Raw genomic sequence first — 21,767 nt, 5'->3', positions numbered from 1 at the left:
CAGTTGGGAAGGTGGTCGAAGTTCGTAGATTCCCTCCAAGAGCAAGCGGCACTATTAGCGCAATTGAATTTCAAACACATAGCATGCCTTCGCTCACTGTTCGTATCACGAAACGAGGAGAATTGCATGGTAAATATGATATTTGCTACGATTTCTGCCACCCTTTCACAAATTATAAGTTGAACACAGCCAGTTTTAGAAGAGATTCAGCCTACAGACATATAGTTTGTGGAGTTTTTTTTCATCCTCCTGTTACTTGCAATACAAATGCTGATCATCTTCAATGCTTGCACTTTTTAGCTTGCGTTTTAACCACGACAAGGGAAGCGGAGGCCAAAAAAGGTGATCGCAAGCCAAAAAGAAAAGCAAAACGGAGGATTTAAGCAGCCTTTTTGACAGGATAGGGCTTTAGCCCGCCGCAAGCCACGGTTCTTTAGACCGTGGTGAGGCGTGTTATTGGGCTTGAGCCCTTATCAAACCTAGTACTCATAGAACACATGTTTGACAATTTCACATCAGCAGAGTATTCTCTACGAGAGATACCATCTATTTTGTGAGAGGAGGTCCTGAAAATGGCAAAAGCCACGAAAACCATCAGGCAGGCGTTGCACTATCCGCCGCAGTATGCTGCCTACTTCGCGGCAAATCAGGCCCTCTTCAATCGTGTCGTGGCCTTTTATTTCGACTGTATTCAAGCGCACGAGGGTCTCCTTTCCCTCAAAAACAAGCAGGCCCTCACGGCCCTGGAGAAACTCACGCATGCAACGGAGTCTAGCCCCCATCCGATCATGCCGCTCACCGATCTCGCGCCAGATATCCCGGCGATGTTCAGACGCGCCGCCATCAATGCGGCCCTTGGTTCGGCCCGCGCATTTTTCTCCTCCCTCAAAACATGGCGAGCACGGAAGCAGAAACACGAAGCCAAACACACGAAAAAGCGCAAGAAGAGGCCGTTTCGGGAGCGGCCACCAGTCCCACCCCGATCATGGAAGAAGTCGGTTCCCTTCTACGCAAGCCTTTGGCGTGAGCGTCATAGGCATGGTATCGTGCTCAAGGTCTGGACCGGCTCGTGCTGGTCCTGGCTCAAAGTCCACATCCTCGGTCGCGAGCTCCCCGATGGGTACGCGATGGGCAGTCCACAGCTTGTTCGCAAGGGGGATCGCTGGTGGCTGCATACTCCCATTGAGAAGACCTTCGAGACTCCCGCAAAGAGCGGAGAGCAACTCACCACCGCCCAGACACGTCTCTGTGCGGTGGATCTCAATCTCGACAAGCATCTCGCTGTGTGCAGTGTCCAGACAGTTGACGGCACCATCCTGGCTACGTCCTTCATCGGAAATGGCACAGCGGTATCGGGCTGTAGGAAACAACTCCTTGGACGCATTGCACGCAACCGATCACAGACTGGTCTCATCGCCGAGAACGAACAGGACAATGCCGACCTCTGGGCGAAGATCAGGCACGTGGACGAGCAGATCGCGCACCTGGTGAGCGCTCGCATTGTCCAGTTCGCCAGCGAGCACAAGGCGAGCATCCTGGTTTTTGAACATCTGGGCAACCTGCAACCGGAGAAGGGCACGTATTCGCGCCGGAGCAATACCAAATGCGCCTACTGGATGAAGGGGCGCATGTTCCGCTATGCAACGTACAAAGCCTGGCATGCAGGCGGCATCATCACCTGCCGTGTGAATCCGCGCAATACGAGCAGAGAATGCCATCGCTGTCACGCTGCTGTCATTCGCTATAATCAGGGACACCCTGTGGAAGGCTACACCTCCGGTGCCGCACTCTGTCTGTGCCCACAATGCCAGATGCGCGATCATGCCGACCGCAATGCCAGTATCCGTGTCGGACAGCGCTTGATCGAGCGGACGCAAGAACCGTTGAAGGAAAAGCCTCATGCTCGTTCGCAACGTGCGAAGAGGGAGTCGAAAGACTCAGGTGTTGGGATCTCCCAGGATGCCAAACGCCAGATGGGACCATCCATCCCTGCGGCCAGGCGTGGAGATCATGCCAACGGGCATGGCACCGCCCAGGGGAGAAGGCGCCGGATGGGCGCGTCTTTCCCAGATATTGCGTCCCAACTACGGGTTCACTTTGAGTAGTGGCTACGCCACCTGTCTCACGAACCCGACTACGGCACAGTGTCAGAAGCTGCTCGGCTTTAGCCGATGCGGAGTGTCACGGCAGGATAACGCGGTGCGTGGCCAGAAAGGCGACCTTTTGGTCGTCCGGCGATCGTCCACAAGGTTTCGGTACATTTGCAAGCCCTGGGAGATGTCTCAGAAGTGACGAAAACGCGCGACGCACGCGATAGGGAGTCAACTTCCCCTCGGCCAAGGGCTTTTCCCAGAGTAATCGGTGATCAGCCACAAGGGGGCGAGCCAGACGCAGTTGCGTGTATGCGAGTGCGACCAGCCAGGTCCAGCGATCCGCCTGTTCAGGGTGACGTACTCGTGGCAAGGTCCAGTTGAGGAACTATTTGACAAAGCGAAAGGTGTGCTCCAAGTAAAGCGGGGGCGACATAGGCGCGCCAGACCAGCGACAGGAGAGGCTGTTGAGGAGCATGCCACCACAACCACAATTGTTTAGGGACACGCGTGCGTTTGGGCAGCTGAGCGACCTCAAGGAGGATCAACGTGCCACGCATGAGCGGTCGTGGACCACGGGTGCCGCGTTTGGGATGATTCTGAGGGATTGCGTGGAGACGGTGCCAGGCACGCACATGAACATGGCCATACTGCGAATCCTCAGTCGCATATTCCTGATCGGGCTCAAGCCAAGTGGTGGAATCAGCGCAAGCGAACTTGTGTCCATGTCTTGGGGGCGTCCCGTGGAAGCCAGTTCCGTAGGATCAGCGTAAAAGCAGCGCCCCGATCGTAAGCGAGTGAGAGCGGCTGCTCGTAGAGATCCCCAGGCAAGAGCCAGTTGTCCCGGCTCATAGCCTGCATCAAAGACAAAGATCGGCAGAGGAGCATCATCGGGATACTCTTGCAACAGCTCTTTAATTTGTTCGACTGCAACTTGATTGATGTTGTCAGCAGGCTTCAGACGACGGATTTTGCGCGGAGCGGTCCAACTGTCGTGAGCGAAGCTTACCTGGGTAATCCAGTGATAGGCCCAACCTGCCACAATTGGTTGACCAGCCGAGTGACGGGAAGGATGATGATAAAAAGCGCGTTGGGGACTCGTTTCGGCATCGCATCGAGCCCAGACACTCGCATCAACGGCATAGATCGGCTCTCCTGCTTCCAGAGGATGTTTGGCGAGCAAGGTCTCGACGGCTTGCCCATCGATTTGCCCATCAACCAGAGCATCGTAGATGCTGCCCCAGCTCCGCTGAAAACTGGCAGCCAGACTCAAATGTGCTGGGGAGAGAACCGTGCCAGTCGTAAGCAAGGCGTCAGTGAGGTCAAAAAGTGCATCGCGACGCCGCGTGAAGAGTTGATACATCTGCTGACGGAAGTTCGTCAGTGGTTCCAGGGGAGTGATATTCATGCTCATAGTATCGCATATTCAGCTTGTTTTGTCAGGTTCTGCTTGCTTGTTTGACTTCGCTGATTAAAACACAAGTTTAGCTAGACTTTCTCCATATTACGCCGCAAAGGCGAGCGTGTCGGTCAAACGATCAAGCAGTGCTCGTGGAATTTCCACCATGTCGGGTTTTGCAGGCGACATGCCAACTCAGTTTGAACAGTTCCTTCCCCATTTCCCCTGGAACGAACAAACGCCATATGCTATCATGAATGATCTTACATCTTTCTCCTCATGGCCTCTTTTGACCAGGGAGATGCTTCGCCGCTGCCAGTTCAGCTCGCAGCACGTTCGCGCGGAGAACCGACACGCGAGGCAGCGGAGCTTGGAAGATATGATGGGTCACTCAAGGTCAGGACTCTGCGGAGTCGGCTGAGGCACAGGCTTTCTGCTTCTCAGACGAATCCACGGAGCCTTGTATGTTGAGGCATCCGTTCCCGGAGGGGGTACAAGGGCAATATTGTCAGGATAGTAGCTCCATAGCTGCGCGTTCTTTATCCGCAATCTCGAGCAAAAGCTTCGACGCCTGCTGTAGCTCCTGTTGGTTACCTGTTCTTCCCGCACGGTCGATCGAAGCAGAAACACTGACCCACATTGGAGCGATTTCCGTAAACAAACGGTAGGCTTGTTCGATTTTCGGGTCTTCCAACAGATCGACGCATTCTTTCAGGAAATCCCGATACAGATTCCGAAACAAAGCGCCGCCGGTTCCAGCACGCTCCATCAGCAAAGCGGTCAGGCCTAAATCACGTTCGATATTGTTGCTACGGGAAGGCCACTTCAAGATTTCATCGCTCATTTTGACTATGCCTTTGTTCCCAATATTGCGAATGGGCGGGTTCAAATAGTCATACGAATTCTTGGTCAAGGATGCGCGTACAGCTGGAACGAGCGGCGGCAAGGCGTCGATCGGCTCGAGCGTAAAAGAACGATTTCGGGACCTCATGGACCCCTTTGCGTTTCTGGCCGCGGCCAAGCTGGTCAAACGCGTCTTCACCAGTCCGCCCTGTTGTCTGGTGTCCGCCATATATGCGTATTCGTCATCGATACCGTATAGGACCGCATAGTGACCGGCAAAGTGCACTTTGTTCGTGAAATAGTCCAAGTAATAGGAGTCCAATTTCAGCCCGACCGGAATTCCGTGTTCGATGCAGCTCCGTACGTTCTGCCACGCTTTATCGACGGACGACGTTTCTTGAATTCTGACAGTCAACCCCAGCCGGGCGGCGAGATTGGCCGTCAATTCATCCGGTTTCACCCTTCCTCCGATGAACGGAAAGTCCATCCCCTTTGAGTCCCAATATATGAATCCGAGCCCTTGCCCAAGTCCGAACAGCATCGGTTCCGACAGCTGGACTCCCGCAAATTGCAGCAAATTGCCCATAGCTGTCGTTTCACAATGTTCGCCTTGATAGGAAACGAAACCGTCAATGATTTTGCCCATATTCCTCTGTCTCCTCCAACAATTCTTTAATTAGATTGGCAACGAACGCTCGCTCGCTCTCGATGAGGCTTATCGGATGCAAGAACAGCGCTCTTACGTTCAACGGCAATCGAACGCTGCCTTGCGATTCATACTTTTGCTCTATTTTTTTTGAAGTCTCTCGAAGAAAATCCAACCGATTCCGCAAAGCTTCCACGGCCTCGTCCTTCCCGACAAAAGGCAAAGCAGCCAGGCCGAGATCGAAGCGACTGTCGCGCTCTCGTGCAGACGACAGGCTGTCCAGGATTTCTTGTTTCAGCTTGGCAATACCGGCTTCGGTGAGGGCAAAACGGTTCGGCATAGGCCCCTTACCAGATTTTCCGTCGGATTCCTCGGTTACGATCCAACCTTTATCACTCAGCTTCTTCAGTCCTGCGTAGATCGAAGTCGTGCCTATATTCGCCCATTCCCGATAACCGCGTTGATCGACTAACTTCTTGATATCGTACCCCGAAGCCTGACGACATTCTTCGATCATTTGCAGCAGCATGAATTCTACATTCGAAATTGGGTGCATGGAGAGGCCCCCTTATCTTTAATATTTCACATGTGAAATATACCACTAGTGAAATAAAAGTTCAATAATCAGATCTATTAGAGAACGACAGGGATGTATGGCTCGCCAGATTTGATCGGCTGAGGCCCTGCGTTACACACGCCATCTTGAATTCTCCCGATGATTTAGGTAATATGTTCCATGAGAGGGGCGCTCAAGGGTAGCTCCTTTGAGAAGTGAGAGCCGGAGAACCTTACCTGCGTTATGGAGATCGACTCTTGTTCCTTAAGTGGGGAATGTGCTGTGATCCTTGATGAACCTTTGAGGATGCCCGTGCTGACCTTTGGTGTGTAACTGGGCAAGGCACATTCGCGGCCCTCGGCCTCTCTCACCCCAGGCCAGGTAGCGCGGTATGGCTCCCCTTGAGAGAAGGAGGAGATGCATGACTCAACAAAGAAAAGCGCGATCAGCATTGGTTCTCACTCCGATGCTTTCTCAAGAAACGCTGTATATTGGGGTGGATATCGGGAAGTTCCGGCATGTCGCAGGTTTTCTCTCCCGAACGTTGCTCGCTCGACATGGACGTTTCGAGGGCTGCCCAACCTTCGCCTTTGAACAATCGCGGGAAGGACTCCGCAGCCCGGTGGACCGTATTCGCGAGCTCGTGCCCCTCGAACAGGTCACTATTCTCCTTGAGCATACAGGTCACTCTCACCGGCTGCTTGAGCAGTATTTACTTGAATTGGACATCACCGTCTATCGGATTCATGTCCAGGAGCGCCCCAAAGGGATGCTCAAGACCGACAAACGGGATGCGTTACGCTTAGCCAACATGCTCTACACGCAGCTGGAACTGGGTGCGAAGGCGCGAGGACAAATTGCAGTTGGTCCGACGAGCTTTTGTGCCCACAGGGGCAGCCGCTCAACTGAGAGGATTGATCCGACACCGCTATGAACTCAGCCATCATGGGACGCAACTGAAAAACAAGCTGACCGCCATCTGTGATGAGGTCTTTCCTGAGTTCACCCAGGTCTTCCATGATCCCAATCGGCCCACCGCCCTGAGCTATCGAGAGCAATTTCCTACGCCCACCGCCCTTGCCACCGCCAGTCTTTCGGCTCTGCAAGCCCTGCGGGCGAGAAACTTTCCCTCTGACGCTCAGCTCCTCAAGCTCCAGCAGCTTGCCCGCGAGACGATTGGCACCAAGGAGGTTGACCGGCAGAAGGGGCTCCTTCTCGAACAGTCCCTTTTGCTCAAAGAATTACGACTCGCCCAGGAACACCTGGACCTCATGCAAACAGAGATCTGCGCCATCGTGACCAATTGCAGGGAGGGACAGATCGTGCTCTCCATCCCCCCAATTGGGCCTGTCCAGGCGGCCACCATCATTGCCACGATCGGCAATATTGCCAATTTTGAAAAAGCGTCGGAACTGAAGTCTTACTTCGGGTGGGCGCCTCGTCGGCACCAAACGGGGGTCACGTTTGATCGGACGAAACTGAGCAGAGCTGGGGTGCGCCCAGTCAAACAGATGCTCTTTCTCATGGCTGCCTGTGCGACGACGCTGGATTGTGAGTGGGCTCGCCTTTACCGTCGCTTGCTTCCTCGGCTAGCAACTTACGATGAGCGGATCAAGGATTATCGTGGTAAGCTCAAAGTGATCGGACGGATCGCCGGGCAGATGGCCGCCATGATCTTTGCTTTGCTCAAAACCGACCAGGAACTTCTCAGCCAGGCGCCTACGGGACAAGATCCTCCTCCACCAATGCTCTATGACCAAGAAACGCACCGACGCCATCAAGAAGGTCACTATCGTTCGCTCAAGCCTGGCACACAGCCCAGAAAGCTCATTCAACTGCCGAAACACATATGAAAACATGGCAGCACTGCTCTTTGCTTATTCCTGTAGAGCTTACTCTCAGATGGCATGAACCTTAAGGAAGGTGCCTTGTAGCCGCAAAGTAGATAAGTGGGTACTGTCAAGATATCATGTGCCGAAGGCACACCACCCTCTATGAAAACGGGCTACAATGAACCCCGAGAAGAGCTTCCAGCGAGAGGACGAGAACAAGTTTAAGGCCATCGAGCTTGTTTCATTGTCAAGATGTCCCCTGGTGCCTGGGTGAACCACCCCTTGTCGCTCCCTCGGGAAGCACGAAGAAGAAATGAGAAATAATGGCACCTCGCTGGGGATCTTCGCGAACCAAGTGTTGTGAGAAAAAGGAAGGGGGAAGTGAATGGAAGTGCTCTATGCGCGCTGTAGCGGCATTGATGTCCACGAACGCTTTGTGGTCGTTTGCCTCAGCCAGGTGGAACAAAGGCGACGGACCAAAGAACTGCGGCGCTTCGCGACGATGACTGGAGATCTTCTGCGGTTACGCAAATGGCTCCTGGAGGCGGGTTTATGATCACCTCTATGGCTTCTTTGAACTGATTGTGACCAATGCTCAGCATATGAAGGCCGTGCCTGGCCGCAAAACCGATGTTCAAGATGCTGAATGGATCGCGGACCTCTTACAACATGGCCTTCTCAAAGGCAGCTTTGTGCCACCTCCCGCACAGCAAGCGTTGCGAGATCTGACGCGAATGCGTGTGACCCTGGTACAGGAACGAGCCCGACTGGTCAACCGGTTGCACAAAGCGTTAGAAGAAGCCAACATCAAATTGGGCGCGGTTCTCAGTGACATCCTTGGCGTCTCGGGCAAAGCCATCTTGTCGGCGCTGGCGGCAGGAGAAACCGACCCTCAACGGTTAGCAAACCTGGCTCATCCCAGCCTGCAGCCAAAACACGACCAGTTGGTCCAGGCCTTGGAGAGTGAAGGTGGGGAACACGTTCAATTCGTCCTCCGGGAGCTGCTCAGCTTGATTGAAGCCCTTGATCACTCGATTGCTCATGTGGAGCACCAACTCGAGGAGCACTTGCATCCCTGCGAGGAGACGCTTGCCCGTTTGGAAGAGATTACCGGGGGGAGCCGACGCATCTTGTATGTTCTGTTCGCCGAAGTTGGGACGGATATGGGCCGCTTCCCAGATGCTGCTCACCTGGCGTCCTGGGCCGGAATGGTGCGCTGTATCACGCACTTGAGTATCCCTGGCGCAGCCAGGAGGAACTCGAAAGGAGGTTCTTGGGTCAATGGCTTACCTTGAGTCGAAAGACAACGGGGGACAAGAGCATGCCACTGAAAGCGAGAGGAAACCAGAAGACGCTTATGGAACCGTCTCGCAAGACCCGTGCAATATGGTGAGAGCTACACTGCTCAAATTCCAATCCCCAATCGGTGTATGCCCACACCCATCGCTACAGCATCTAAGAGCGGTGTCGCCTCATGGAGTGAACTCAGATGCCGACACTCCACCTTTCGTGAGGCGAGATGATGGACAGCGAGTCTCTTGAAGGGGATGAGTGGAACACCTACGTTGTGCTCGTACGTACTCAAGTGACGGAATGCAGGATGACCTAAAAGGGGAGACCCTCATGGTTACGGAGCTTGGATAGTACTCGTCGGAGTCACGCCCGATCAGGGAAGCCAGGAGAGCTGGCCACAGGGGGAAGCCAAGCAGGTGCTTGGAGTCTTCCTTTCAGGGAGGTGCGCGAGATGCGCTTCTGCCATAACTGAAGGAAGACTCACTGGAAACAGAGAAGCACTGGAGAGCGCCGTGCCTGGAAACTCGCATGCGGCGTTCGGAGGAGGGCCGGGGGAAAAGGGCTGTTTATGCAGTACCTCGCCCGCGGCCTATCCTACTGCCCTGGCCAGCATGAGAGTGCTGGCAAACGGCTCAGCGGGCGCATTCGTAAAGGGAATCAGTGGTTGAGAGCAGCGTTCATCCACGCTGCTCATGCGGCAGGTAGGACCCAAACGTACCTCGGAGAACACTATCGACAGATTGGGAAGCGGCGCGGGAAGAAGCGGGCAGCGGTTGCCGTCGGGCACAGCATTCTGATCATTTTTTATCACATGATGCTCACGGGTGAGCATTATCAGGAAAAAGGGGTGACATTCTTACACGAGCGAGATAAACAACGGCAACAGCGCTGCCTCGTCCAACGGCTAGAACGCCTGGGCTATGAGGTCAGCGTACAACCACAGCCGGCCGCTTGAATGAAACGAGCGAACTGAATGAGAAGATGCTGAAGAGGTTCGAGAGGGAGGTTTTTTTTGCTTTTCGTACGGCGTTTTCAGAAGAACTTGTTCGCAGGAATGAAATATATTGATGAGTTAGGAAGAGAATAGGTATCGGAGGCCAGGAAGAGCGAGGAGATCTGTGTGGCTATGCGACCAGTTTGACGCCAGTCACCCGCGTTTCAGGTTTGAAATCTGTCCTGTAAAATGGCACGATATTCCTCGGCTCCCAAACAATGGGTAGTGACTCTTGAGAGAAGTGGTAAAATAGAGGTCAGGAGGACGAACCATGACACCCATACCATCCCTGCCAGCATGTCCCAACCCTGCATGTGAACAGCCCCACGTCATTCGCAATGGTAGCAGCAAAGGACGACGGCGCTACCAGTGCCGTGGATGTGGCCGCTTCTTTGGTGAAACGGAAGGCACGCCGATGTATCGCCTCCATACGCCAGTAGCCGAGGTGACCCAGGCGCTTCTGGTCGTGATGCGTCGGGGAAGTCTGCGGGCGGCAGAAGAGATCACGGGCCACAAGTACGAGACGATTGGCGAATGGTTGCGGCGGGCAAGCGAGCATGCGGAAGCCTTGACGGCCATTCTCACGCAGGACTTGCGCCTCTCGACGGTTGAAATCGATGAGTTTTGGTCCTTCGTGCACAAAAAAACGGAGCCCCCGACGAAGTTGATGCCGGTGAACGCTGGGGTTGCCTCGTGCAAGATCGCCCCAGCCGCTTCATTGCCGCCTGTGCCACTGGACGCATCGGCGACGATCTCGTCGAGCGAGCGGTCACCCTCACCGTAGCGCGTACCCAGGGTCGTCCATTGAACTGGTGCAGCGATGGCTGGCGGGGCTATGCCGCCATCCTCACTCGAGCCTATCGTCAGCCGGTCCGCTCAGGGCAGCGCGGTCGTCCCCCACTGGTCGTCCCTCCAGATGTGTGCTTGACGCAGACCATCAAGCACCGTGATGAGCATGGAAAACTGCTCTCCGTTGAGATCCGTGCCGCCTTGGGCGAGGTCATCATCCAACCCGGAACCGTCCATGTTGAGCGGGCCAACGGTGCTCTCCGCGATCGGCTCAATGCCCTCACACGCAAGACCCATGCCTTTGCCAAACGTGATGTCACCTTCGATGCCTTGCTCCACCTGCACCTCTTTGAACACAACTGGATACGTCCTCATCGGGCGTTACGCCTCCCAAGGGAGGGGACTCCACAACGATATCAGCGACGCACTCCTGCCATGGCTTTGGGCCTCGCCGATCATCCCTGGTCCTTCCTCGCGTTCTTGACGACTCCCTTACATACCACTTCTCAATAGAGTCACTACCAAACAATGACATCGCGGTTGAAAATGTCTAGCAATGAGACCGAAGGCAGAGAGAACGCGCTGTGCCTGTTTGGCGGACTTGAATCGCCGCATCTTCTTTTCACGCAGTCGCGTGGGCTGGTGCGAATTTTCCGCACGATTGTTCAGCCCTTTGTGCTGACGGTGCTCAACACCAGGCAAGATTTCTCGTTTCGCCGCACCATAACTCTTCAGCTTATCAGTGAGAATCACGCGCGGAACGTATTGCAACCCTTTGAGAAGCTTGCGGAAAAACCGTTTGGCGGCTTTCTTGTTCCGTCGGCTCTGCACCAGGATGTCCAGGACGGCAACGTCCTGGTCCACTGCTCGCCAGAGATACTGTCTCTCGCCACGGATCGTGAGAAAGACCTCGTCCAGGTGCCATGTGTCTCCACAATGGGGGCGACGGCGACGAAGTTTATTCGCGTAGGTCTGCCCAAACTTCAAGCACCATTGTCGCATGGTTTCATAGCTCACGACTACTCCTCGTTGTGCCAGAAGCTCTTCCACATCACGAAAACTGAGCGAGAAGCGAAAATACAACCACACCGCGTGGCTCACGATTTCAGGCGGGACACGATTTCAGGCGGGAAGCGAAACCCTTTGTAGTTGGTGGGAGTGGTGTGTGTTTTCATACAGCTATTCTAGCATATTGTTCAGCTATCTTACCAAGTTGACAATACCCCTCCAGGAGAGCTAACGCAAATCTCTCTTTCTCTCCCTTCAATTTACAAGACATCGATGGAACAAGCCCGATGAGGAGCGCTTTTCTAAGAAATGTGTGTCCCAGTGCTCAAGATTGAGGGCAATTTTCCACGTTTGAGGGCCAGATCTGCTCACTTCCTATGAAAATCAGAATCCTCACCCGACTCGCTAAGCAACCTCCTTGGGAACGAGCGTCACCATGTAGCCGAGAGCCTCAAGTTGCCGGACAGAACGTTGGGTCAGCCGCGTGCTATCTCGTTGCTCGAAATAGTCTGCCCCCAGATCGCGGTAAGGTTGCTTGGTAGAGAGCACGTGATAGATGATCACCAGAAGGCTGTGGGAAACCGCTACGATCGCCTTCTTCTTCCCCAGACGACGCGCCAAGCGGTGGTACTGGGCGGAAAGATAGTTATCTTTCATGTGTGAGATCACCCAGACCACTTCTGCCAGAATAGCCTGTAACGTCGCATTGCCTTGGGTCGTCTTGCCGCTGAGCCGTTTGCCCCCACTTTGCTTGTTGCCTGGGCAGTCGGGTAGCCAGCCGACGAGGTAGTTTGGTAACTCCTTTTTCGCCTGGCCCCCGCCGAACGGAGCGTGCGATTTTCACCGCACTCCGCTCTCCAGTGATGTCTTTCGCGTTTGTGGTTTTCCGTCCCCTCGATGGATGTTCTCATGGCAGTTGGCGCAAACGATGAGGGTTTTTCGCCTTCTTTGGGCCATTTTCTTCACCCACCGAGGCTTCTCTTTCCTTCCTTTTTCTCTGAGGTCGGCCAGCTTGCGAATGTGATGGACTTCTATGTTCGTGTGCGAACCACAGAGTTCACATTTCTCCGCAAGAAGTCGTTTGATGAGTTCATTGCGGTCGCGGCCTCGCTGTTGAGAGTAGATTGGATCGAGATCGGTCAGGATTGCCTTTTCTTGCCGTCTCAGCGGTATGCCTCCGAACTGTGCTACCAAGGGCTTCTTTCCGTTTGCTCGTTCAACAACTATCTCTAAACAGGACAGTCTTTCGTAAGGAGTCTCTGTTGTCGCTCGGAATTTTTCGGCCATGGCTTTCAGGCTTGTCCGATGTTTCCGGGCGAGTGTCCTGAGGAGTGAGGCTTGCATGACCCAATGAAGTTGGTGAAACCAGCTTACATTGATTGCCAGCACATAGTATTGAATCAGACTCCGGTATTCGGCCTGATAACGATTGATGATGGTGTAATCATCATCTTGGATCAGTTCATTACGATGCGCAGGAACTCCCTTGCGCATGTATCTGGTGCATCGCTTTTGGATGACCTCGGCAGGAACTCGTAATCCCATCTTGCCATTGACGGTCCGATATCCCGATTGGGAGTTGTGCTTCTCGTTGGCACGTTGGGCGACGATTTCATAGCCGAGGAAGTGAGCCATATCTGAGCTTGCGTTGGTAATCAACGTTTTCTCCAGAGACAGGGAGAGCTTCAGATTCTCTCTCAACCAGTTGGCTATCTTTCCTTTGATTTCCTCAGCCTCTGCTTTTGGTCCGATGAAGCCAAACAACGTGTCATCTGCATATCGGACATATTTGAGGCGCCGGTAGTCAGGATCGTGTGGGTCTCTGGAAGGCAGGTGTTGAACTTGTGTCCAGAGCCGTTGCGCTTCTTTTCGTTTTCCCGCGCGTTTCCTGCGATTGGCCTGTGCTCTCAATGCTTCGTAGTGCAGATTGGGTCGTCTTTTGGCTCCCCGTGTATATTCTGGAATGAGCACTTGCTCGACAAAGGCATCAAACTTGTCCAGGTAGATATTGCTGAGTATTGGTGAGACCACCCCGCCCTGCGGGCTTCCGGAAAGGGTTCGGTGGTATTTCCAATCCTCCAAATATCCTGCCCGGAGGAGGTTTGATAGCAATCTCAAGAAACGGTTGTCTTTGAGCTTTTCTCCCAAAATGGTCAGTAACACAGTATGATCGATCGTGTCAAAGTATTGGGATATATCGCCCTCGATGAACCATTTCGTTCCACTCCAGTTGTCTGTGATGCTAGTTAAGGCAGTGTGACAGCCTCGACCAGGACGGAACCCATGAGAGAAGGAGCTGAATTGCGGCTCGTAATACGCCTCAAGGATGAGGCGGATCACCTCCTGTAAGAGCTTGTCACTCCAGGTGGGCAAGCCCAGGGCACGCAGTCTCCCATTCTTTTTGGCGACGTAGGTGCGCCGAACTGGTGTCCAGCGATACCGTTCATGTCGAAGGTCGTCGATGAGTTGCTCGATTTTGGCCAGCGACATCCTGTCTACCGTTTCAGGGGTCGATCCTGGGGTTAGAGCACCTTTATTCGCATAGAGGCGTCCATAGGCCATCAAGTACAGCTCTGGATTGTAGAACTGTCGATAAATGTCTTCCAGTGGCAATCCTCGTTTACCACGTTCTCGAATGATACTGAGTACAGTTTCGGCTGAGCGCATCTCGCGCACCTCCCTGTTTTCACTATCACATCACCTGTTCCCCTTTGCCTTGCAGCAGGTTTTCCCTGCCTCTGACATGAAGTAGACCGCCAGCGAGGTACTGATGCTGTCCTGACCTGCCTGATGTTTCAGGTGGTTTCCTGGACTCAGCCCTTTTCCAACGGTCTCTTCCCGAACCCAGCGGGCCACTTTCATGGCACTGTAGCTCTCCAGAACCCTTTGCCTCGTTGCGCAAAGATCGTGTGGCCCATCCAGGCCAACCTCTGCCGCTGAGACGAGTTCCTGGGACCCTTCGCCCTGTCTGTGTCTTTCTCACAGGCCCCGGCGGGGCGTGACTTCCGCGACTACTTCGGTCCCTCTGTACCCATACACCTCGCGGTGGTTAGGGCAACCCCAAGTTGCCTCCAAGAATCTCAGTTCGTGCTCCAGGTGTCCTTTACGTCTTTTCCCGTTCCTTACGGGTAGGCTCCGTCGGAAGCTTTGTCGGGAAGTAGTACCGTTCCCGGCAACGTCGAACACAGGCGCTAGTACCGTTTCCTGTGGGCTGCCCCGGTTCCGCCTTGACTGGGCTTCAGACAATCAGTCTTCACCATACACGACTTACCTGACGAGCCTCTGGCCCCTGGTACTGGGACTTCACTCGCCTTTGATTCAACATGCTACGGTCCCCTCGACTCTTTCGAGCGAAAGTAAGTTGCTGGTTTATCCACACTGCTTCAGTGGACCCACCCCGACGGGTGAGAGAGGTTCTTGTGCCACATGGGCGCACTACTACGGGAACTCCGTTATCATAGGTGTCTCCACCCGTAGACAATCCTGCATTCCGTCGCTTGAATACGTACGAGCACAACGTAGGTGATCCACTCATTCCCTTCAAGAGACTCGCTGTCTCTCATCTCGCCCCACGAAAGGTGGAGTGTCGGAATCTGGGTTCACTCCATGAGGCGACATCGCTCTTAGGCGCTGTAGCGGTGGGTGTGGGCGTACACCAATTGGGAATTAGATTTTGAGCAGTCTAGCTCTCACCATATTGCACGGGTCTTGTGGGACGGTTCCTTAAGCGTCTTCAGGTGTTCTCCCGCTTTCAGTGGCATGCTACAGTCCCCGTTGTCTTTCAACGCTGGGTCAGCCATTGACCCAAGAACCTCCTTTCGAGTTCTTCCTGGCTGCGCCAGGGATATTCAAGCGCGTGATACAGCGCACCACCCCAGCCCACGACGCGAGATGCTTGGCGGAAGGGAACCGCGTCATATCATCGCCAATTTCTGCCAGAATAGTCGCAGCAGCAAGGGCGGCAATACTGGGAATACTCATGAGCAAGGTCATGGTCTCCTCAAAAGGGCAGAGGTGTTGCTCGATCTCCTGTTGCAGCTGCTCCAAGGTCTCTTCCAGAAAGATGATATGAGCCAGAATAGGTTTGAGCAAGAGTCGATGATGGGCCTGGACACGACCATCTAAAGCCTGCTGTAATTGAGGAAGCTGCTTCCGCAATTTCCCACGCGCCAGCTCGGCGAGGATTTCGGCATCGGTGGTCCCTTCAATCAATGCAGAGAGCATATCCCGCCCACTTTTGCCCAACACATCGGTTGCTACCGAGGACAGCTTGATATTGGCGGTTTCCAACACTTTTTGCACACGATTGACCTCTCGCGCACGCTCCTGGACCAAACTCTTGCGGTATCTGATGAGATCGCGCAGTTCACGAACAGGGGCTGGCGGAATGAAACTGGCTTTGAGCAGCCCATGGCGCAACAAATCGGCGAGCCATTCGCTATCTTTAATATCGGTCTTGCGACCTGGAATGGATGCGCATATGCTGAGCATTGACCAAGATGACGTTGCGGCCCTCTTCCAACAAGTTAAACACCGGTCTGAAGTCAAATTCCGGTCGATTCCATGGCGATCACCGTGAGGGCTAGGCTCTCCAACCAATCAGAAAGCGCCAACAAACCAGCCGTCATGGTAGAGAAGGTCCTGATATGACGCTGAACTTCTCCATTGGCCAGGGTAATCAAAATACAGGCTACTACCGTCTTTTTATGCACATCTAAGCCGCAACAGCGCTCATGGACGACTTGTATGCCAACTCCTACTTCTCTCAATAGGCGTTCTTCGTCACAGCGCGCGACCAACGAGAGGTGCGAAGTAAGACACAAATTTCCTACGCGTGCTCAGTTCTTTCAATCTGGCGACAATCAGCTCTGCTGGACGCACCCGGATCAGCTTCGTAGACGGGTTGAAGCACACCACTGTGAGCCGATCTCTACACGTTGGCCTCGTGGGTATTCTATCCCATTTTCATCATTTTCTCTGACTCAGAGAGTCATCATGCTTCGTAGGTCATTTACCAATAAATTTCAGGGCTTTCCTCAGGTGCATTTTGGTGGCCAGCACGACGTTGTCGCGCCGGCCTTTTAGAACCTTCCCGACGATCCCTTCGATCACGCGCCCGATACTACATCACCACGGGAGCCGTCCGAGTTTTGTGTGCGAGAACGTACCTGTCGGGCCGTCCGGGCCGAGCAGCGCAAGGCGCACCGCCTCGCGAGCGCCCTCCTCGACAGTCTCCGTACCCTCATAGTTGTTGAGGTTCGTCTTGGTGGGGCCCGGGGAGGCGGCGTTGACCTTGATCCCGGTCGACTCCAGCTCGATCGCCATGGCGAGCGTCATAGCGTTGAGAGCCGTCTTGGAAGCATGGTAGAGGGGGCGGAAGCCCGAGCGGTAAGCGAAGGCCGGGTCCGAGTGCATCGTCAGCGAGCCAGCGCCGCTCGACACGTTGACGATGCGGGCTGCCGGCGCCTCGCGCAGGAGCGGCAGCATCGCCTGGGTAACGGCGACGACGCCGAACACGTTGGTCTCGAACACCGCGCGCAGTTCATCGAGGGACACGTTGCTCACGAGGGTCGACTTGGCGTACTCCTCGATGGACACGCCCGGCCGCCGTCCCGTCTGCGAGATGGCCGCGTTGTTGACGAGCACGTCGAGGCGGCCAAACTCGTTGCGGATGCGCTCCGCCGCGGTGGTGATGGAGGCTTGATCGGTAACGTCGAGCTGCACGGCGTGGGCTGCCGCTCCGATGCTCTTCGCGGCTGTCTCCCCATTCTCGAGGTTGCGCGACCCGACGAGCACGGTGAAGCCGTGCGCCGCGAGATCCTTCGCGATTTGAAGACCGATTCCTTTGTTGGCCCCAGTGACCAGGGCGACAGGTTTGTCCTGCATAGTAATCTCCTTTTTGCATCGAACTATGGCCAACACCGTCACTAGGGTGCGGTATTGCATGACCGTCTTCCTCCATGATATAATGAGAAAGTGGAGCACTGCTCCGATACCATTATACGGAACAATGTTCCGTATGTCAAGCTATTGTTTGAGGGAGGGAATGAAGCGATGACCACCATCGACGAGGGAGCGGGGCAACCAGCCCGGCAGAAGCGGGCCGACGCGCAGCGCAACGAGCAGGCGTTGCTCGCCGCCGCCGCCGCCGTGTTCGTCACGTCCGGTGTCGAGGCGCCGGTGCGTGACATCGCGGCTGCAGCTGGCGTCGGGATGGGGACGATTTACCGCCACTTCCCGACACGAGCGGATCTCGTTGTTGCCGTGTACCGCCATCAGGTCGAGGCCTGCGCCGAGGCTGGTCCGGTCCTGTTGGCGAATGGTGGCTCGCCGCACGCTGCACTCGGTCAGTGGGTCAACCTCTTCGTTGATTTCCTGGTCACGAAGCACGGACTCGCCGCGGTCCTGCAACCCGCCAGCGTCGGCTTCGACGCACTGCATGCCTACTTCCTTGACCGCCTCGTGCCTGTTTGCGCTCAGTTGCTTGCCGCCGCCGCTGAAGCCGGCGAGATCCGCGCCGATATTGATGCCTACGAACTGATGCGTGGCATCGGCAACCTCTGCGTTGGCGCCGACAACGACCCGCGCTACGATGCCCGCCGCATGGTCGAGCTGCTGATCGCGGGACTCCTCCAATTGCGCTTGACCTGATACTGCCGCTCCATCTAAGGAGCACCTGTAGTGCCCCAATAAGGTGGGTCAACTATGTCACAGTGCTGGGACATGACACAATCCTTCAGCCCGCTTTCTCGTATGAACGAGTGCAGGGAAAACTCGAAATGCACTGGTTCGTTGCTGCTCGAATTGACAAAAACGGTCTACAAACGCTCACTTGTGGAGCGGCTTGACCGGCCGCTAATGGTTATGCTGCTCACCCTTCGCGTCAAAAAGTGCTCATTCTTCGCGTCATTTACCAATACTTTGCCTTCGGGCGAAAGAAAGTCGTTATAAGGATCAACTAACAGCAATGCTGTCTGACTTCTTTGGTTCTCTTCGAGAGACATGCTTCTCCTCCAATCAGATGAGATCCTCTTCAAGATCTCACGAGGAACGCTCATGTTGGCGTGGTTCTCCCACCATGGAGACAACAACAAGTGCGTGAAACGCTCAGAAAGCCATTTTTCTTACCCCTGGAGAACGCCCCGACCACCCCTGGCCCATGTCAGCACGCGAATACTGAGTGGGTTCTCGATGAGGGCGGTCAATTCCAATGAAAACAACGCCGCGTTCCTCTGGTTCTCGATAGGTGCCTTCGCGTCAAGGCGTTGTTTTCGCTTGTTGTCGTTTACTTCTTTCTCTATTGTTCCATTTCCCCAATACAGTTGAGCTTCACCTAGTACTCTGTCATCCTTGATTTGATGAGCTGAAAAAGATGGAGTATCCTTGAAGGACAAACGAAACAGATCCATTCAAGGAGGCTCCATGAAGAAGTATAGCGTCCAGTTAGATGCCCAGCAACGCCAGATGCTCGAAAGCCTGCTGACAGGAGGGAAGGCAACAGCGCGCAGTCAGACACACGCGAGAATTTTACTGAAAGCCGATCAGGCAGAGGGAGGGCCAGGGTGGACAGATGAGCAGATCGCCGAAGCGCTCTCAGTCGGAAGGGCCACAGTAGAACGGGTGCGCAAACGCTTTGTTGAGGGAGGGCTGTTGGATGCTCTGGTGCGGCGTCCACAGCCGGAACGGCCCCAGAAGCGGAAAATGGATGGAGAACTGGAAGCACGCCTGGTCACGCTGGCCTGTAGCCAGACGGAAGGGGGACAAAAGCGTTGGACGATGCGGATGCTCGCCGAGAAGCTGGTGCAACTGGGGTACATTGATCAGATCAGCCACAATACCGTCTGGGTCACACTAAAAAAAATGAACTGAAACCGTGGCGAAAAAAGCCTTTCTGCATTCCGCCAGAAGCGAATGCGGAATGTGTGTATCACATGGAGGATGTGCTGGAAGTGTACCAGCGTCCCTATGATCCGCGGGTGCCGAAGATGTGTATGGATGAGGGAAGCAAACAAGTGCTGGCTCACACGCGCAAGCCGATCCCGATGGAAGCCGGCGAGCCAGAGCGCGTCGATTACGAATATGAACGCAAAGGAGTGTGTAGCGTGTTTCTCGCCATGGAGCCGGAAACGGGAGCGTGCCAGGTGCGCGTGAGCAAGCGGCGAACCAAAAAGGACTGGGCGCTGTTTCTGCGTGATGTGATTGACCTTCACTACCCCCATGCCGAAAAAATTGTGCTCGTGATGGACAATCTCAACACGCATACGCCTTCCTCGTTTTACGAGGTCTTTGAGCCCGCAGAAGCTCGACGGCTGACCGAAAAACTGGAGATCCATTACACGCCCAAGCATGGGAGTTGGCTGAATATGGCCGAGATCGAACTGTCCGTTCTCGCACGGCAATGCTTGTCCGATCGCTTTCCCAACATGCAGGCGCTTACTGCTCAGGTGGATGCTTGGCAGCAGGAGCGCAACCAGGCAAAAGTGACCATCAACTGGCGCTTTACCACGGCTGATGCGCGCATCAAGCTCAAGCGTCTTTACCCATCCATTGAAGCATGACAGAATACTAGTAGTCAGTCCAGTTTGATTTTTGGCGAGGGGTACAAATCATGCATCTGAGCACGAGCATCAGCACAGGTAAAGCGCCAATGGATCTGGCAGCGTTGTGCATTGCGTTCGCTGGCCAGGGCCTCAATGTGCTGCCACAGATGTTCAAAGCTTTTGACCCGTTTGGACAAACAGCCCCGCTCAAAGATGCTGATCTCGATCTCGGCCATATTGAGCCAACTCCCATGCTTGGGGGTATAATGCACTTCCAGCCGTTTCCAGATGCGCTGGGCTTCCTCGGGAGGGAACGCCTCGTAGAGGCTGCCCACCGTATGAGTGTTGAGGTTGTCCATGACCAGGCGAATGACGCGAGCATCAGGATAGACCTCATCCACCAGCCAGCGGATCGTCTGGGCTCGCATCTAGCCTGGTGCGCTGGTCGGTCATCTCGACACAACGGCGACCAGCCAGGGGCTCGACGAACACAAACAGATTGGCGGTCCCCAACCGCTCATATTCGTAATCAGAACGTTGGGGAGATCCCGGTTTCACGGGCAGAGGCTCACGAACCTCTCCATGGACCACCAGCGGCTTCTCGTCAAAACAGACCAAAGGTGCTTCTGGATCATACGGCTGGGCGTACAAATCCAGCACATCTTCCATGGCTGCCACAAAGGGAGCATCGACGTTTGGAATGCACCAGTGCTCGTGCTGCCACGGTTTCAACGTGTTTTTTTGAGTAACTGGCGCACGGTTTCCGGCGAGATCCTTCGGACATATCCCAATTCGACGGCCTGGCCTGCCAGCATGCGCACCGTCCAGTGGTCATGCCCATCAGGAACCTTGCTACACGCAATGGCAATGAGATGGGCAGCTTGCTCATCCGCCAGTGCCTGGCGTCGGCGCTCTTGCCGTTTGTCGGTTAGCACTGCTTCGACGCCTCCCGCACGAAAGCGCTGGCGAATGTTGCGGATTGTCTGCTCCGAGATGTCGAAAGCCTGGGCGATTTCGGCATCCGTCCAGCCTGTATCGCTTTTTAACAGCACTCTCGCCCGTGTGAGGGTTCGCGCATTGGCTTTGCCACGTCGCACAAACACCTGCACGTGGTCTCGTTCGTCTTCGCTGAGGTGCATCGGAGCTGGTCGTCCCATGAGATCTTCTCCCGTTTTTCCTCAGCATACCATAAATTTCAATCTGGACTGACTACTAGAGCAATCAGTCCCAATTACTGGTAAATGACGCGAAGAGTGAGCACTTTTTGACACAAAGGGTGGGATTTTGACGCGAAGGGTGACAGGCGGAATCTTGATTTTGAACAAAAGTTCTGGTATTCTTGAGCGTGGATAGGCAACCTGGGACTAGCTATCTCAGGACAGTGCTCGCAGACCCCTTGAAGAGTGATGGGGATAGACCCCTGGTTGCTCAGTGGGGGAGATACTTTGGGACCCTTGATACGTCTGTGGGGACCTGTTGGAACTCCTGGCCTGTCTATGGGAGCGGTGTCTCCACGGGCGCTGGCCTATCCACCCAGGTTGTGGCATCATGCCTTGTTGGCTCCCTCGTGGAAGGATGAAGCCCATGAAGAGACAGGCGAAAAAGGCACTCCAAGTTGTTCCGCTATTTCAGCACGAATCGCTCTTTATTGGCATTGATGTTGGAAAAACGAAGCACGTAGCTGACTTTGTTTCCAAAACCTTTCTGGAACGGCATCAACGTTTTGAAGCCTGTCCTGCTCTGGCATTTGAGAATAGCCGGGAAGGATGCGCAGGCG

Annotated in this window: 20 protein-coding genes and 3 pseudogenes; 10 read left to right on the top strand and 13 right to left on the bottom strand. The window is 54.6% G+C overall.

From position 1 onward, the window contains the following. Positions 1-572 precede the first annotated feature (572 nt). Entirely contained in the window at positions 573-2,105 is a 1,533-nt protein-coding gene (locus tag KRAC_RS43405; RefSeq protein WP_007918302.1) for a zinc ribbon domain-containing protein, read from the top strand. Between the two features lie 76 nt (positions 2,106-2,181). Here KRAC_RS43405 and KRAC_RS72650 read toward each other — a convergent pair whose 3' ends face one another. The 4 genes from KRAC_RS72650 to KRAC_RS43390 all read right to left on the bottom strand — a co-directional run bounded on the left by KRAC_RS72650 (position 2,182) and on the right by KRAC_RS43390 (position 5,534). Next, positions 2,182-2,463, bottom strand: a complete 282-nt coding sequence (locus KRAC_RS72650; RefSeq protein WP_157507855.1) for a hypothetical protein — start codon at positions 2,461-2,463, stop codon at positions 2,182-2,184. Between the two features lie 171 nt (positions 2,464-2,634). Next, a complete protein-coding gene (locus KRAC_RS43400; protein ID WP_052569132.1) occupies positions 2,635-3,504 on the bottom strand; it encodes a transposase in 870 nt (289 codons plus the stop codon). A 493-nt stretch (positions 3,505-3,997) separates the two neighbouring features. Continuing rightward, positions 3,998-4,978 carry a BtrH N-terminal domain-containing protein gene (locus KRAC_RS43395; RefSeq protein ID WP_007918298.1) on the bottom strand — a complete coding sequence of 327 codons (981 nt, stop codon included), beginning with the start codon at positions 4,976-4,978 and terminating at the stop codon, positions 3,998-4,000. Next, positions 4,962-5,534, bottom strand: a complete 573-nt coding sequence (locus KRAC_RS43390) for a PadR family transcriptional regulator (RefSeq protein ID WP_007918296.1) — start codon at positions 5,532-5,534, stop codon at positions 4,962-4,964. Before KRAC_RS43390 ends, KRAC_RS43395 begins: the two co-directional genes overlap by 17 nt. 421 nt (positions 5,535-5,955) lie before the next feature. Here KRAC_RS43390 and KRAC_RS43385 point away from each other — a divergent pair, with 421 nt between their 5' ends. The 7 genes from KRAC_RS43385 (at position 5,956) to KRAC_RS43360 (ending at position 10,955) form a co-directional block, all read left to right on the top strand. Next, entirely contained in the window at positions 5,956-6,468 is a 513-nt protein-coding gene (locus KRAC_RS43385; protein WP_040447099.1) for an IS110 family transposase, read from the top strand. Beyond that, entirely contained in the window at positions 6,392-7,387 is a 996-nt protein-coding gene (locus KRAC_RS43380) for a transposase (protein ID WP_211221426.1), read from the top strand. Before KRAC_RS43385 ends, KRAC_RS43380 begins: the two co-directional genes overlap by 77 nt. A gap of 364 nt (positions 7,388-7,751) precedes the next feature. Next, on the top strand, positions 7,752-7,922 hold the full coding sequence (locus KRAC_RS72645; RefSeq protein WP_157507851.1) for a hypothetical protein: 171 nt from the start codon (positions 7,752-7,754) through the stop codon (positions 7,920-7,922). Continuing rightward, positions 7,873-8,661, top strand: coding sequence for an IS110 family RNA-guided transposase (locus KRAC_RS43375; RefSeq protein WP_338010158.1), 789 nt, complete (start codon positions 7,873-7,875; stop codon positions 8,659-8,661). The genes KRAC_RS72645 and KRAC_RS43375 overlap by 50 nt, the downstream gene beginning before the upstream one ends. 566 nt (positions 8,662-9,227) lie before the next feature. Next, positions 9,228-9,614, top strand: a complete 387-nt coding sequence (locus KRAC_RS43370) for a transposase (protein WP_040447095.1) — start codon at positions 9,228-9,230, stop codon at positions 9,612-9,614. Positions 9,615-9,924: 310 nt separating this feature from the next. After that, on the top strand, positions 9,925-10,437 hold the full coding sequence (locus tag KRAC_RS77155) for an IS1/IS1595 family N-terminal zinc-binding domain-containing protein (RefSeq protein WP_007908413.1): 513 nt from the start codon (positions 9,925-9,927) through the stop codon (positions 10,435-10,437). After that, complete coding sequence (locus KRAC_RS43360) at positions 10,347-10,955, top strand: hypothetical protein (protein WP_244422063.1); 609 nt, start codon at positions 10,347-10,349, stop codon at positions 10,953-10,955. Before KRAC_RS77155 ends, KRAC_RS43360 begins: the two co-directional genes overlap by 91 nt. Here KRAC_RS43360 and KRAC_RS67620 read toward each other — a convergent pair. The 7 genes and pseudogenes from KRAC_RS67620 to KRAC_RS43335 all read right to left on the bottom strand — a co-directional run bounded on the left by KRAC_RS67620 (position 10,935) and on the right by KRAC_RS43335 (position 17,336). Continuing rightward, a pseudogene (locus KRAC_RS67620) lies at positions 10,935-11,617 on the bottom strand (IS6 family transposase). The gene KRAC_RS43360 and the pseudogene KRAC_RS67620 sit on opposite strands and share 21 nt — an antisense overlap. A 238-nt stretch (positions 11,618-11,855) precedes the next feature. After that, positions 11,856-12,221: pseudogene (locus KRAC_RS43350) on the bottom strand (transposase); the annotation flags it as partial. Between the two features lie 69 nt (positions 12,222-12,290). Then, positions 12,291-14,117 (bottom strand): reverse transcriptase/maturase family protein, encoded by a 1,827-nt coding sequence (locus KRAC_RS43345; protein WP_007918290.1) that lies wholly within the window; start codon positions 14,115-14,117, stop codon positions 12,291-12,293. A 30-nt stretch (positions 14,118-14,147) separates the two neighbouring features. Beyond that, a complete protein-coding gene (locus KRAC_RS74075; protein ID WP_007918151.1) occupies positions 14,148-14,312 on the bottom strand; it encodes a hypothetical protein in 165 nt (54 codons plus the stop codon). Positions 14,313-15,242: 930 nt separating this feature from the next. Continuing rightward, on the bottom strand, positions 15,243-15,941 hold the full coding sequence (locus KRAC_RS43340; RefSeq protein WP_052569128.1) for an IS110 family RNA-guided transposase: 699 nt from the start codon (positions 15,939-15,941) through the stop codon (positions 15,243-15,245). Between the two features lie 53 nt (positions 15,942-15,994). Next, a complete protein-coding gene (locus KRAC_RS63700) occupies positions 15,995-16,219 on the bottom strand; it encodes a hypothetical protein (RefSeq protein WP_052569127.1) in 225 nt (74 codons plus the stop codon). 358 nt (positions 16,220-16,577) lie between these two features. Continuing rightward, positions 16,578-17,336, bottom strand: a complete 759-nt coding sequence (locus KRAC_RS43335; protein ID WP_040447093.1) for an SDR family oxidoreductase — start codon at positions 17,334-17,336, stop codon at positions 16,578-16,580. Between the two features lie 168 nt (positions 17,337-17,504). On the opposite strand from KRAC_RS43335, the gene KRAC_RS43330 reads away from it, so the two are divergent. Next, a complete protein-coding gene (locus tag KRAC_RS43330; protein ID WP_007918288.1) occupies positions 17,505-18,101 on the top strand; it encodes a TetR/AcrR family transcriptional regulator in 597 nt (198 codons plus the stop codon). Between the two features lie 473 nt (positions 18,102-18,574). Here the strand turns inward: KRAC_RS43330 and KRAC_RS74910 are convergent, their stop codons facing one another. Beyond that, positions 18,575-18,859: a hypothetical protein gene (locus KRAC_RS74910; RefSeq protein WP_007918285.1), complete on the bottom strand. Its 285-nt coding sequence runs from the start codon at positions 18,857-18,859 to the stop codon at positions 18,575-18,577. A 13-nt stretch (positions 18,860-18,872) separates the two neighbouring features. On the opposite strand from KRAC_RS74910, the gene KRAC_RS69700 reads away from it, so the two are divergent. Next, positions 18,873-20,008, top strand: a protein-coding gene (locus tag KRAC_RS69700; protein WP_085954436.1) for an IS630 family transposase whose coding sequence is annotated in 2 segments (ribosomal slippage) — positions 18,873-19,302 and positions 19,302-20,008 — 1,137 coding nt in all. Because the reading frame shifts where the segments join, the coding sequence is not laid out codon by codon here. A gap of 14 nt (positions 20,009-20,022) precedes the next feature. On the opposite strand, the pseudogene KRAC_RS72640 reads toward KRAC_RS69700, so the two are convergent. Continuing rightward, positions 20,023-21,147, bottom strand: a pseudogene (locus KRAC_RS72640) (IS630 family transposase). Positions 21,148-21,767: the final 620 nt, after the last annotated feature.

It is taken from the genome of Ktedonobacter racemifer DSM 44963 (genome assembly GCF_000178855.1).
Taxonomy (GTDB): Bacteria; Chloroflexota; Ktedonobacteria; order Ktedonobacterales; family Ktedonobacteraceae; genus Ktedonobacter; species Ktedonobacter racemifer.
Note: the sequence above shows the minus strand (reverse complement) of the source record. Positions and strands in the feature narration are given on the sequence as shown.